Here is a 13,859-nt window from a genome sequence, read left to right on the forward strand (position 1 = left end):
TACCGGGACGACCACGGCCCGGCTGATCGGCCGGCCGGTCAACCGGTCGATCCGGAGGACGAGACGACCTGGGCCAGGCCCAGGTCGGCGCAGCCTCCGGGAGGCCCGCGGGTACCCGGCGCGGGACCGCGCTACGACAGACAGCCGTGGCCTGAGCAGAGCCATCACCTTCAGGACGATCTTCCTACGGTCGATGCCGGGGACAGGCCCGCGTCACCTGGGCTCCAGCCGACGCGGCCGCAGGATCCGCGGAGAGCGACGCCTTTGGAGCGGCCGACGTTGCCAGTACCGCCGACGCAGCCGGTGCGACTGGAGAAGCCGACGCGCCCGCAGGAGCCGGGACGGCCGCCTCATGCGCCAGCCGCGGTGGATGGCAGGGCGGACGACGGGCAGGCGCCGCGCGCACGGCATCCTTCCTTTGCGGAGGAAGTGGCGGAGCTGGACGAGGCGACGGACCGGCCGCCCGTGGACGACATCCCGAGGCCGACGCGGGACGACGTCCAGCCATGGTGGGATCCGGACGCCCCGAGGCGGGAGGCCGCCGACAGACATGCCGCCGACAGACATGCCGCCGGCCAGCGGCCCGCCGGCCCCGGCCACGACGGCGCGCGGTCGCACGACCAGGATGAAGAGGAGACCTGGGTGCCCCGGACGGGCGGCGGGTTCGGCCCGCGGATCGGCACCGCCCGCCCGAACGGACAGCAGCCCACGGACTTCCCCGACGCCGATGATCCGACCGCCTGGGAATGGCCGACATGAGCGCCTGCCCGGGCGGCCCGGGCGTCTTTCTCAACGTCGCGGCTACCTGCCGGCTCACCCACGCCCTCGGGCCCGGCCCGCGGGCGGCGGTGTGGGTGCAGGGCTGCCCGTTCCGCTGCGCGGGCTGTGTGGCGCCGGAGTGGATTCCCGACCGTCCCGCCCGGCTGGTCGCGCCGGCGGAGCTCGCGGCCGAGCTGTGTTCGGTGCCCGGGCTGACCGGGCTGACCTTCTCCGGCGGGGAGCCCATGAGCCAGGCGGCCGGCCTCGCGGAACTTGCCCGCCACGCCCGGGCGTTACGGCCCGAACAGGACCTCTCCCTCATCTGCTTCACCGGGTACCGCCTGGAGCGGTTGCGCCACAGCCCGCCGAACGCGGGCGTCGCCGATCTGCTCGCACAGGTCGACGTATTGATCGACGGGCGCTATGTGGCGAGCCGGGATGACAACCGTGGCCTGCGCGGCAGCGGCAACCAGCGGATCCACCACCTGACCGGCCGGCTGCGCGGGGGCGGCTACGACTTCGAGGGCCGCCTGCGAACCACCGAGATCATGATTGCCGACGGTGAGGTGCTCATGGTCGGGATACCCGCGAGCGGGCTGCTGGCGGCGCTGGACGAGGCGGCGGCACGAGCCTGGAACATCTCGTCGGAGCAGGCCCGTCACATCCCCGGTCAACGCCCGGTCCGGACCGGGCGGACCGATCAGCGCGGCCGGGCTGATCAGGCTGGCTGGGCCGGCGGCCCGGCACAGGGGAAGGCGGACACCTGATGAGCGGCCGGAAGACGGCCTTCGTCCGCATCGAGGAGTCCGAGTGGCGTCGGGCCCAGCGGGCCGCGGCCCGGTTACGCGACGTCCAGTCGGACCTGCCCCAGGTGATCGAAGGCGTCCGGGAGCAGGCCCGCCGGGACGCCCAGCAGGCCGCTGACGAGATCCAGCGCAGGCAGCGCAGCGCCGAACGGACGATCGACCAGCTCAGCTCCCGGGCCAGAGAGCTGGAGAGCGAGGTCAACCGGCGGCTCGACGAGCAGGCCCGGCAGATGTTCGACAGCCTCGACAGCACGGCCACCCAGGTGCGCGACGAGGCCCGGAAGGCACTGGCGGAACGGGAACGTGCGTTGCGTTCCGCCGTCGCCCAGGAACGTCGCCGGCGGGAACGGGATGTCAGCGAGCTGCGCGGTGGCCTCGCCGAGCTCGCCGCGGACCGGAAGCGGGCGGTCGAGGCGGCCAGCCGCTGGGTCCGGGACGCTCATGCCGTCCGCGATCTCATCCGGGAGACCCTCCCGTTCGACCGCTACGCGCCCGGCCGGCTGGAGGCTCTCGAACGTGACCTCGCCGCGGTCGGGGACGTCCTCGACGCCGGTCTGGGCGAAGCCGCGTTGGCCGGTGCGCAGCGGGCGTATCACGGGCTGTCCGACCTGCGGGTGGAGCTGGAGTGGGCCGACCGGGAGTGGCACCTGCTGCGGGCCGCGGCCCGGGACGCGCTGCTGGTCGTCCAGGGGCTGATCGAGCACAACGCCGACCGGGCCGCCGTCGACGCCGACGGGGAGGAGCTGCCCGACGTCCCGCTCGAAGTCGACTACTGGTCCAACGGCGCGCTGTCGCGGTTACGCGCCGAGGTCGCGGCCACGCTCGGTCTTCTCGTGGACGAGGCGTCCCCGCCCAGCACCGACACCATGCGGGAGCTGGTGGACCAGCGCGCTCCCGCCTTCGAGCGACGGCTTGCCGAGATCGTCGAGGAGGCCGGCTTGGCCCAGCTCGGGTCGCAGTTACGCGCCAACATCGCCGACATCGTCGTGCGGACCCTGGTCGACAACGGCTTCAGCCTGGCGGACGCCACCTACGGCGGTGAGGACTACCGCAACGCATTCTTCGCGAAGGTCGAGCACCCGGACGGCGGGGAGGTCGTGGTCGACGTCTCGCCGTCGACGGCCGGTCCGGCCGCATGCGAGCTGAAGGTGCTCTCCTACGACCGGGACACCGGATCCGAGGAGATCCGCGAGGCTCGGGCCCGCGAGCTCGCCGCCGCCCTGCGGGAGCACGGCCTGGACACGGGCGTTCCCCAGCCGGCGGGCGGTGAGCCCGACGCCCGCTACCGCGACATCGAGTCGATCCGCAGGGCGGCGCCCCAGGCCGGCACGGACGCTCCCCAGGGCCGGCCGGCCGGCGCGGGCCTCGGCAAACGGAGCGGGTAGAAAGCCGGTGCCAACTGAGAGACCGGGCCCGTCCGCCCGGTCGGACGCGTCCGGGCGGACGGATCCGCCGGTGGCCGCGACGGTTGAGCGGCTCGCCGAGGCGGTGCGGCCCGGCGGCGACGCCGTGTTCGTGCTGTACGGCATCGGGACGGACGACGTCTTCGTCAGCCGTGACTACCAGGAGCGCGGCATCGAGGAGGCGTTGTGGGAGGAACTGCGAGCCGGGGGCTTCGACCGGGTCGCCTTCTGCTCGGCTCGTGACTCCCTGTACTTCCGCGACGCGGACTCGGCGGGCTACACCAACCGGGCACGTTCCGGCCGCCGGCACCCGAGGCCCGCGCGGACGCCGGACGGGCCCGCGCCGGACGGGCCGGCGCCGGACGGACCGGCGTCGGACGGATCGGCGTCGGACGGACCGGCGTCGGCCGCTGGGGCAGGCCGGGCCGGTGGGATGCGGTACTTCTCCGGGCCGCAGGGGCGGCGGATGCAGCTACGCTCCCCGGCGTCGGTGAGTGGAGTCGCGGATAGTGACGGGCCGCTATCAGGTGCCGCCGCCGACTACGAGGCGCGGCCGGCGGCGGCGGTGAGCGCGCCGCGCCGCCGGACGGGGATGCGTGACACGTTCCTCATCCAGATGCTTGAGCACTACATGACCCAGGACGAGGTCCGCACGGCCGTGGCCGTGGTACGGGCGGACCAGTTCCTCGCCCATGTCGGCGAGCGCCGTGCGTTCTCCGAGGCGCTCGGCAGGTGGATCACCGGCCCGCGCACGGGCAACGTCTGCCTGCTGCTGTTCCACCACCGCGGCTGGGACCGGGTCGTCGAGGAGGTCCGCGGGCTCGGCGGCTACTCGACCCTGGCCGAGTTCCTCGACGACCAGTCACAGCGGCGGTCGGGACGGGCCTGCGCGCAGGTCGGGGAGCCCACCGCGGCCGAGCTGGAACGCCTGGTCCACCTGGTCCGGCTGCGTCACGGGCTGTGTGTCGCCGACTGGGCGGAGATCCCGCGGCTGGCCGCGGCGATGGCGGGAGAGGGCGCGCTCGGTGCCCGGCGCTGGCTGCACAGCCTGACCGGGCTCGCGCGGGCCGGCATCCCGCTCAGCGCGCGGGAGCTGCGGGCCCGTGGCGAGCTCACCACGGCCATGCCGGACGGCCGCGATGCCTGGGAGCGGCTGGACGAGCTGACCGGGCTCGCGCCGGTCAAGGAGCATCTGCGCAGGCTGGCCAGGCGGATGGCGCTGGAGGACGCCCGCCGTGCGGCCGGGCGGGCCGGCCGCGCCGAGGCCCAGGCGCTGCATCTGGTCTTCACCGGTAATCCGGGCACCGGCAAGACCACGGTCGCCCGGCTCGTCGGTGAGATCTACCAGGATCTCGGCGTGCTGCGCCGCGGCCATCTCGTCTCCGCGGAAGTGTCCGACCTGGTGGCCGGGTTCGTCGGCCAGACCGCGATCAACACCAACCGGCTGGTCGACGAGGCGCTGGACGGGGTGTTGTTCATCGACGAGGCGTACCGGCTGACCGAGCAGGCCGGCGGGTTCGGCCAGGAGGCGATCGACGCGCTGCTCACCCGGATGGAGAACGACCGGGACCGCCTGGTAGTGATCGTAGCCGGTTATCCGGTGCGGATGACCGACTTCCTCGGCTCGAATCCCGGCCTGCGCAGCCGGTTCCCGGCGGCGAACGTCGTGGACTTCCCCGATTTCTCCCCCGACGAGCTGCTGGCCATCCTGCTCGGCGAGCTCACCCGGGCGGAACTCGCCTGGACGCCGGAGCTGGCCGACGAGCTCCGGCAGGCCGTCACCGGTCTGCACCGGGTCCGCGACGGGTCGTTCGGCAATGCCCGGACCATGCGTGAGCTGGCCGCGGAGCTGCGGGACGAGTGGTCGCAGCGGGTGTTCCCCGCTGGCGGGGTGGCCCGGCTGGACGCCGCGTCGGCCGAAACCGTGCTGACCGAGCCGCTGCGGCCCGCGGATATCCCTGAGCGTTACCGGGTGTATCTGCGTCGGGCCGTTCCCCGGGTGGAGGAGGTGCTGGCCGAGTTCGACACGCTGGTCGGCATGGGCGCGGTGAAGGACGTGCTGCGGGGGCTGGTCGCCAGGCTGCGGCACCGGCAGCGGCTGGGATCGGACGGTGTGCTCGCCCCGCATCTGCTCTTCGTCGGCCCGCCGGGCACCGGCAAGACCACGGTTGCCCGGCTGCTCGGCCGGATGCTGCACTCCCTCGGGCTGTTGGGCCGGGGACATGTGGTCGAGGTCACCCGGGAACGTCTGGTCGCCGGTTATGTCGGTCAGACCGCGTCGAGGACGGAGGAACGCATCCAGGAGGCGCTGGACGGGGTGCTGTTCATCGATGAGGCGTACAGCCTGGCCCGGGGCGGCGAGAACGACTTCGGTCAGGAGGCGGTCGACACCCTGGTCCCGGCCATGGAGAACCTCCGTGGCCGGCTGGTCGTCATCGCCGCCGGCTACCCGGCCGCGATGGACGCCTTCCTCGCCCGCAACGAGGGGCTGAGCTCGCGGTTCACCGAGCGGGTGGAGTTCCCCGGCTACACCGTCGAGGAGCTGGCGGAGATCCTGCGGAGGATGGCGTCGGACGCCGGGTACACCCTGTCACCAGCGGCTGGGGCGCGGGCGTCCGGCTGGCTGCGGGCGGCCCGTTCCGCCCGGCTGGACGACTTCGGTAACGGGCGCGCGGTGCGCACCCTGCTGGACCGGATGGAGGCGCGGCTGGCCGAACGCACGCTGAGCCTGCCGGACGGGGCCGGCCGGGACGCGCTGACCACGTTCCTGCCCGATGACGTGCCCGCCGGGCCTCCCAGGTGAGTGGGCTTGTGCCGGGGTCTGACGACAGCCGTGATGGGCCGGTGGCAGCGGGATGCTGCCCGGTCTGCGCGCTGCCGTGCGGGGCGGCGGCGCGGTGCCGGGGGTGCGGCTGGCTCCTGCGTGGCGGTTACGTCCTGGGCGGGATCACTGCCGGTCTCGAGCGGGAGTTCGGTGCCCGGCTGGCGGCGGCACGCCGCCGGTTCGACCTGCGGGCCGTGGCCCGGGTCGTCGACGCGCTCGGTGACGGCGATCCGGGGCTGGCCGGCCGGCTGGTGGCTGTGGTCCGCGGCGGCCCGCCGGCGCCGGGTGAGATCGACGCCGCCCGGCGCGAGGTGGGTGAGGCGCCCACCGTGGCGCCGGCCGGCGTGGTCGTCGGGCGGCTGCTGAACCGGATCGTCAGCGGCGAGATCAGGCAGGCGGCTGTCGTCGAACTGACACCGGACGCGGTCGCGGTGACCGGCGTCGGCGCCGACGATCTGGGTGTCCCCCAGCGGCTCGGGCCGCAGCGGACATGGAACTGGTCGGATCTGCTCCCGGGGCTGCCGTCGGAACCGGACAGCCAGTGGCTGCGGCTGGCCGGCGGGATCGGGGCTCACGGCGGCGGCCGGGTGGACCCGATCGTGACCGTGGGTTATAAAGGCTGGCCGGCGGCTCTCCAGCCGCTGCACGACGTGCTCGCGACGATCGGCCCGTCCAGCGTGGTGCCGCTGGTCCGGCAGGTCGCTGGCTGGCCGATGGTGGACGACGCGCTCCAGGCACTCGTGGACAGCCTCGTCCACGCCGGTCTGGCCGACGGCCAGCAACCGGTCGCCGTCGTGAGCGGCACTCTGGACGAGATGCTGCGGCGGGCGCCGCTGCGGCATGGTTATGCACTCGCCCTCGCCGAGGTCGATCATGTCACCCGACGGGTACGTCTGGTGACGCATCCGCTGTTCGAAGCCGACACGGTGGTGCCGGCCGAGCCGGAGCTGGCGCCGGAGTCCGAGGTCACGGTGCTGGCGCCGCCGACCCGTTCGGACGAGCTGGCGCTGGCGGTCGTCGCCCCGGTGGGGGACGACCCGCGGCAGTGGCGTCCGGTGGCCCTGGCGCGGTGCGCGCCGCAGCCCGGCACGCCCGTGCGGGTCCGGGTCGCGCTCGACGGGCCCGGCCGGGTGCGCTTCCTGCATCCGGCGGATCTGCGCGGTGGCGGCAGGACCTGGCCGGGCGTGTTGAACGAGGTCCCCGCCGAGTTCGGCGCCGAGCAGGTCGACGTGGTCTTCGCGCTCGAGCTCGGCGGTACGCCGGAGGCGGTGGCGGCCCGTTTCCAGGTGGTCGTGGACCTGCTCACGCTGGTCGGGGAGGAGCATCCGGAGCCGGCTGCGGTGATGGTCGGCCTGATCGGCTATGACGATCACAACCTGCTCGACTGGCGCGGGTCGCAGCGGCCGGTGGTGCGGTTGGCGGCGCCGATGGCGGCGGCGGGTGTGCTGACGGCCCTGTACGGATGGCGGCCGAGTGAGCCACGCTACGATTTCGCCGCCCCTGTCGAGGATGCCCTGCGTGTCCTGAACGAGTCGGCGGGGACGCGGTGGTGGCGCGACGGCGCCGCTCACTGTCTTGTCACGATCGGTGCCCGGCCGCCGCATCCGGTGCGGCAGCACGACGACCTCACGGTGCCCTGCCCGGCCCGTCACGACTGGAGGACGGAGATGGATCAACTGGTCGTACGGGACAGTATGCGCAGGGTGGCCATCCGGGGTATGCCCGAGGTCGACCCGGCCCGCGCCGGCGGGTCCGCGCGGGCGCGGGCCGATGAGGCATGGCGCCAGCTGGGCGCGGACGGGCTGTTCACCCTGGACGGGGTGTCCGCCGCCGGGCTGGCCTCGGCGCTGGGGCTGCTCGCCGGGTACGGCGAGCGCACGCTGCCGGTGCCGCTGCTGGGCCCGGCCACCGAGCCCTCCAGCGCGGCCCGGCCGGGTGCCGGCACCGGCAGCGTGGCTTCCGGCGGTGCCGCATGGTAAGCCCGCGGGTGGACCAGCCGGCATTCGACCGGCCGCGCTTTGACATGCGCATCGGTCTGTGGGGCGCGACATACAGCGGGAAGACGACGTATCTGGGCGCTTTGAAGCTCGCCGCCGAACAGGCACGCAGCCGGGCCAGTTGGAGGGTCACGAGCAAGGATGCGGGCGCGGTGTCCGTGCTGTCCGAGCTCGCGAACGTACTCGCCGTCAAACGTATGTTTCCGGCGGGTACCCAGGTCGGCACCAACACCCGGCTGAGCTGGTCGTTTCTCGGGCAGAACCATGCGAACGAAAGTCATATAGAATTCGCTCTCGAGTTTTTGGATGTTTCCGGCCGGCTGTTCGAGGACCAGTGGACGCGCGACGACAAGGGCGAGAACGCGGACGTGGACGAGCTCGACTTCGATGAGGTGCGCGGCGAGCCGGGCCTGGGCACGCGTGACGAGGTCGCCAAGGAGCAGCTCGTGGAGCACCTGGTCACCTGCGACGGAATCATCTATCTGTTCGACCCGATCCGGGAGGAGGATGACGGCAACGGTTTCCAGTATTTCAACCAGATGCTCGACGAGGTGGTGAGCAGGACGTTCACCAACGGGAAGCTGGTCGGCAACCGGCTGCCCCACCACCTTGCGGTCTGTATCACGAAGTTCGACGATCCCCGGGTGCTCGGCCGGGCGATGACACCTCGTGACCTCGCGGTGCTGGCGGAGAAACCCGGCCGGCCGAGAATCGAACAGAAAGTCGCACGCCGGTATTTCAGCATGCTCTGCCAGGAACGGCCCGACAACTCCGCTCAGCACATTCGTGACAGCATCCTGTCGAATTTCTACCTGGACCGTATCAGCTTCCACGCGACCTCCTCGATCGGTTTCTACATCGGGCCGAACGGCCGGTTCGACCCCGCTGACTATGCCAACGTCGTCAGCGAGCGGGGCCAGTTCCGTATTCGGGCCCGGCCGCAGCCGATGAATGTCCTTGAGCCGCTGGTGGGGCTGGCGAACCGGATCCGCAGGGCGGACGGGTACCGATGAGCGAGGTCGCTCTCGACTGGGCACTGATCGGTAAAGCTCCCGGCCAGCGGGAAGACTACAGCCTGCTACGATCCGGCTCCACCGGCCGGCTCCGCCCGGGGAGCATGGCCAAGATGGTCAATCACTTCTCACCCGGATCACCCAGGTCGCCTGTTGGGGAGGAACAGCGGGAGGGAGCGGACGCGCTGCCGTGGGTGACGTTCACCTTTGCCACGGCCGCCACCGTCCGGTATGTGGGGGCCGCGATCCGCGAGTGGCCGCGGGAGCCGACGGTGCCGGTGGACGCGGCCGGCCGCCCGATCGTCCCGACACGTTTCTTCTGCCTGCCGCTGGACGACTTCGAACGGTGTTTCGGCAGCTACCTGGCCCTGTACCGGGCGGTTGAGGAGCGGCCCTTCCCCGAGCACGACGACGAGCCGCTCATCGTGTCGGCTCGGTCACGTGACGAAGAGGTCTCGAGTGTCCGGGAGCGGCTGCTGGATCCGCGGACGGCCGCGGCCGTGGGGGCCGTGGCCGCGGCGCTGCTCCGTGGGCCGGTCACGCTCACTCCTGGTTACGTGTCGCCAAGGTATTCGCTTGAGGAGCGGATAGCCTTCTTCGACGAGGTGGCCGCACTGCTGCCCGCGGGCGTCCGGGCCACGCTGTCCGCGGGCACCTGGGTGGACAACCGGACCAGCCACCGGATCCGGCTGGCGTTCACCCAGTATCTGCGGGACGGCGCCGGGCAGATCGATCCGGATGACCCACGGGATGTCAACGCCGTCGTCGACGGCCATGATGACGCTGCCGGCCGCGACCACAGCCCCAGCCGTGTTTATGCCGTGAACCTGAAACGGCTGCGTGACGGGTGGGGAACCGACGCCGTTCTGCGCTGGCTCTCCGAGGACGAGAAGCCATACAGTTTCAACCAGCCGGACAAAATTGTCGAGGCACTCGCCGTGGCGGAGCGAAAGATACTGCTCGGCCAGACCCGGGGGAATTCGCCGTCTTCGCTGGCCACAGAGCGGGATGCGCTCACGGAAGAGACGCCCGAGGAAGATGCGTCCGCCCCGCCGGAGGCCCTTGCCGAGAGCATACGGGAGCACTTTCGTTCGCTGCCTCCTGTCGACTATCTGGCGGCCGAGCTGCTGAAGGTCTTCCTGCTGGGGACCGGCGGCTTCGGTGCGGGCGGAGCGATCGCCACCGACATCGAGCTGGTCAGGAAGCACTGGGTCCCGGCGGCGCTGCCGGCGCTGCTCGAGCGCTGTCGGCAGCTTGTCGAGGTGGACGCCGACAGCCGGCTGCTCACGGCGCTGGTGGGTATGGCAGAGCGGCTGCGCTGCCTCCCGGAGATTCTTGCTGACTTCCTGCTGCTGCACGGCGGCGCCGATGAGGTCGGGCGGGAGATACGCGATCTCGTGGTCGACTCCACACTCGATCATCGGGACGACGCGGACGGCTGGCGGATGGTCCGGGACCGGCTGGCGGCCGACCGCGCGTACACGATCCATCTGCTGGTCAGGCAGATGAAGCGTGAGCTGCCGGCCGATGGGTGGGACGCGCCTGCCCCGTCGGGCGGGCGCACCCTGCTGGGGCTGCTGGGCTGGCTGGAGGCCGCCGACCATCCGGCGTCCAGGAATGTGCTGCGGGTCCTGCGCGCGTTGGAGACCTCCTCGTTCCGGCAGATGATCGGCGCTGACGACATCGCCGCTCTCAGCGGGCCGGACGGGGCCGGTGACCCGGGGGTGCAGGTGCTGCTGGAGCGGGCCCTCCGGCGGGGGCGGTTCGACCAGGTGCTGCCGGTGTTCGAGGACTGGCTCACGGCCGCGAGCCAGCGGTTCGACGTGCGGCGGCGGGACGAGTGGGCCAGCTTCCTCGAGCGGCCCGACATCGAGATCGACAGCGGCGTGCGCAAGCGGCTGCTGAAGACGGCGCAGAGCCGGTCCAGACGCCGGCTGGGGCTGCTGCGCCGTGGCGGTGACGGCGGGCAGGCGGTGACCGACAGCCTGCCCGAGGGCGCTCAGGTCGGCCTCGAGGTGCAATGGATGATTGCTGATCATCCCGATCGGCGGGATGTCCGCGATATGGCCTGGCTGGCAGCCCACTACCGGCCCGCGCCGCCGACGGGTGGTGCCCTGACGCTGGGGGAGGTCTCCTTCTTCGGCGATGTCATGAAAAACGTGGCCGTTGCCTTCCACGCCCCTGCCGGCCGGCTTGGCCGGGGTGAATTCTTGTGGTGTTGTTATGCGTCCCACGAAGAATTTGTCAGGGCTCGTCCCAGAATAGCCAGGTTCTATCAGGCGGCGCAGGGCGGGATGCGCACGCCGGATGCTCCGCAGAAATTGCTGCGCATGGCGGCGCCGACGTCGACGGCCATCGCCGACGCTATCGACACGTTCGGCTTCGGTGCGGTCGCGGCCACCGCGGCGCTCCTGCTCGACGGGCCGGTGACCATTGCCACACCAGTGTTCCCGGTGCCGTCCGCGCCTCCGGTGCCGTCCGTGCCGCTGCGGCTGCGGCTGGCTTTTCTCGACACCGTCCTGGCGCTCCTGCCGATAGGGATGTGTTCATCGCTGAGCGCCTGCACCTGGGCGTACGGCGATCGGATCGAGCGTTTTCGTATCGCTTTCGGTGATGGCGCGGCCGGGTCGGGCCGACATGTGGTGGAGTGGCGGAACCTGCCCGGAATTCCGCCGCTACGGTCGGGTCTCGCCCGGGCCTACTACCGCCGTCTCCTGCTGCTGCGGACCCTGTTCCACGAGACCCGCGACATCGTCCACGTACTTGCCCGGGACAGCGCTCCCTTGAATCTGGACATACCGGATGAGCGCTTCCGGGTCTCCATGATGTTCGAGAACATGCTGTTCGAGCCGGTACGGGAGCCCGAGACGGCCATGGAGAAGTGGTCGAGCCGGGTGGACGACGTTCTCGCCGGGAATTCCGGCGGGGACGACGACGACATCAGGACACTTGAGGCCCTGCTCGCCGATGGTTCTCTGCTCGATGTGGAGGACACCCGCTCCTACGCGCGGCGGCTGCGCGAGCAGGGCCGGCTGGACCGGGTGCTCGGCGGGCTGCTGGGCCGGAAGCCGAAGGGCGCCGCCCGGTTTCGCCGGGTCCAGGCCGGGGCTGTCGCGTTGGCCCGTGAGTTCTGCGCCGACGGGTGGTCGCCGGCCGGCGAGCGCCGCTGGCCCGAGGTCGACCGCGGGCTGCGCCGCGCGGACCGGGCCCCCCTGGAGGTCGCCATCCAGGAGATGCGGGCCGGCTCGGTCGAAGGGCTGCGGCACTGGCTCGACCGGATGGACAGCATCGGCGACCCGCCGCGGATACTCGACCCGTTCCGGACGCTTCTGATCGAGGCGCGGACTCCCGCCGACATACCGGATCCGGCCAGGTCTCCGGACGGGCTGCGGGCGCTGCTACAGCTCGCCCGCCGCCTGGACCTACAGGACGGCACAGCGCTGCTGCCAGCTCTCCTCGCCCGTCTCCCCGACGGCTGGGGCCAGGCCGCCGGGTACTTCCGGTGGTTTTCCGCCTCGGGTGCCCACAACGCGCCGGGTGCCCACAAGGGGGCGCTCACCCGGGCCGGGTCGAAGGACATCCCGGCGCTCGGCGGATCCGGGCCGGTGGAGGAAGCGCGCGAGAACGTCTCGCCCGGATCCGAACTTCTTCTATGGCGGAAGTCACCGTGAGCGGAAGCGCGGGACATGTCGGCCTTGACCTGGGGTCCGTCTGCACCAGGATCGCTGTCTGTGATGACGCGGGCCACCTGCCGCCGTTCGATCCCGTAAGTGACGCGCCGGTCGCGACCGCTGTCGCCTGGGCGGGGCCGCGGGTGCTCGTCGGACGCGCTGCCTTCGACAGCACCTCCGCCCCGGACAGCCTGGCCGGCCGCGACGCCGTCGGGCACGATATCGGAGCGCTCACCGGCTTCCTGGACCTGCTCGGGACGCCGGAGGCCTATTGGAGGCAGCACGGCTGGCGGTCACCCCGCGGCCCGGCGCGGGCCGCGCGTGCCTTCCTCACCGCTGTCCTGGACGGGGTCACTGTCCTGGACGGGAGCACTGTCCTGGACGGGAGCACAGCCCTGGACGGGTCCGGGGCCCGGGGCGGGGCGTCCGGCCATGGCCGGGGTGTCTCGGCCACGCGTCAGATGGTCGTCGCCGTGCCGGAGCGCTGGCAGCGCACGTCCGAGGGGAAGGGCGCCCGGGACGGGCTGCGTCGCCTGCTCGCCGACGACCTCGGGCTGCCGGTGCGCGCCCTGGTCAGCGCACCGCTCTGCGCCGCGGCCTGGTCGGTCGCCGACCGTGCCCCCGGCCTTGACAGCCTGCCCACGACGGCACCGAACGTATTAGATACAGAACAGGAAGTGGCAGGAGCGGGGCCGGCTGTGACGGGCCCGGCCGGCCCTGCCGTGGGCGGGGCGCCGCGGCCGGGCCGGCTGCTGCTCGTCTGCGATGTCGGCGCTGACCGGGTGCAGGCCGCCTTGTGCGAGACGCAGGAGCGTGCGGTCCGGCTGCTGGACGCCGAGACCCGCGCCGGTGCCGCGGGGTCGGCCTTCGCGGCCGCGGCGGTGCGGCTGGCCTACACCCGCGTCCACGGCCGGGAGCCCACGGACACCGTGGCCGCGCGGCTGCTCCGCGTCTTCGCCGAGGATCTTGCCCGCGGCCAGGAGCGGGCCGTGCGGGTGCTCGCCGCCGCGGCCGAGCAGCCACGCTGGCGGGACGCGGGTGCCTACCGGTTCGGCGCTGGCTACCGGCTGTCCGCCGCGGATGTGACCGGCTGCCTCGATCCGGTCATGGAAACGATCGAGGATGCCGTGGTCGCCCTGCTGACCCGCCGCGCCGACCTGCTCGACAGCGTCCCCCCGGTTCCCGGCGCTCCCGATGGGCCGGGGAAGAGTGGCGGCGGTTCGCCTCGAGCGTCCGGCGACGGGCTGGATGTGCTCACCGTCGGTGGTCTTGGCGCGCTGCCGCCGGTGCGGGCCGCGGTGTCGCGGGCCGCGGGCCGGGCGTTGGCCGCGCTCGGCCGGGGCGGCATCCCGGTGCCACTGGCGGTGGACCGCCCCGAGCTCGCGG

7 protein-coding genes and 1 pseudogene are annotated in these 13,859 nt (G+C 72.4%); all 8 read left to right on the forward strand.

Going from position 1 to position 13,859, the window contains the following annotated elements:
• The first annotated feature begins 429 nt into the window (after positions 1-429).
• The gene (locus NBW84_RS14250; RefSeq protein WP_250285212.1) at positions 430-759 is read left to right on the forward strand and encodes a hypothetical protein; all 330 of its coding nucleotides are present in this window, start codon (positions 430-432) and stop codon (positions 757-759) included.
• Positions 756-1,526 carry a 4Fe-4S single cluster domain-containing protein gene (locus NBW84_RS14255; RefSeq protein WP_250285213.1) on the forward strand — a complete coding sequence of 257 codons (771 nt, stop codon included), beginning with the start codon at positions 756-758 and terminating at the stop codon, positions 1,524-1,526. The genes NBW84_RS14250 and NBW84_RS14255 overlap by 4 nt, the downstream gene beginning before the upstream one ends.
• Positions 1,526-2,950 (forward strand): hypothetical protein, encoded by a 1,425-nt coding sequence (locus NBW84_RS14260; RefSeq protein ID WP_250285214.1) that lies wholly within the window; start codon positions 1,526-1,528, stop codon positions 2,948-2,950. The genes NBW84_RS14255 and NBW84_RS14260 overlap by 1 nt, the downstream gene beginning before the upstream one ends.
• A 70-nt stretch (positions 2,951-3,020) precedes the next feature.
• A complete protein-coding gene (locus NBW84_RS14265) occupies positions 3,021-5,771 on the forward strand; it encodes an AAA family ATPase (protein WP_250285215.1) in 2,751 nt (916 codons plus the stop codon).
• Positions 5,772-5,812: 41 nt separating this feature from the next.
• Positions 5,813-7,771 (forward strand): hypothetical protein, encoded by a 1,959-nt coding sequence (locus NBW84_RS14270; protein ID WP_250285216.1) that lies wholly within the window; start codon positions 5,813-5,815, stop codon positions 7,769-7,771.
• 8 nt (positions 7,772-7,779) lie between these two features.
• Positions 7,780-8,802, forward strand: a complete 1,023-nt coding sequence (locus NBW84_RS14275; RefSeq protein WP_250285217.1) for a hypothetical protein — start codon at positions 7,780-7,782, stop codon at positions 8,800-8,802.
• Entirely contained in the window at positions 8,799-12,473 is a 3,675-nt protein-coding gene (locus tag NBW84_RS14280; RefSeq protein WP_250285218.1) for a hypothetical protein, read from the forward strand. Before NBW84_RS14275 ends, NBW84_RS14280 begins: the two co-directional genes overlap by 4 nt.
• Positions 12,470-13,859: pseudogene (locus NBW84_RS14285) on the forward strand (hypothetical protein); the annotation flags it as partial. The gene NBW84_RS14280 and the pseudogene NBW84_RS14285, both read left to right, overlap by 4 nt.

Origin of the sequence: Protofrankia sp. CiP1_Cm_nod2 (genome assembly GCF_920664355.1) — a bacterium.
Taxonomy (GTDB): Bacteria; Actinomycetota; Actinomycetes; order Frankiales; family Frankiaceae; genus Protofrankia.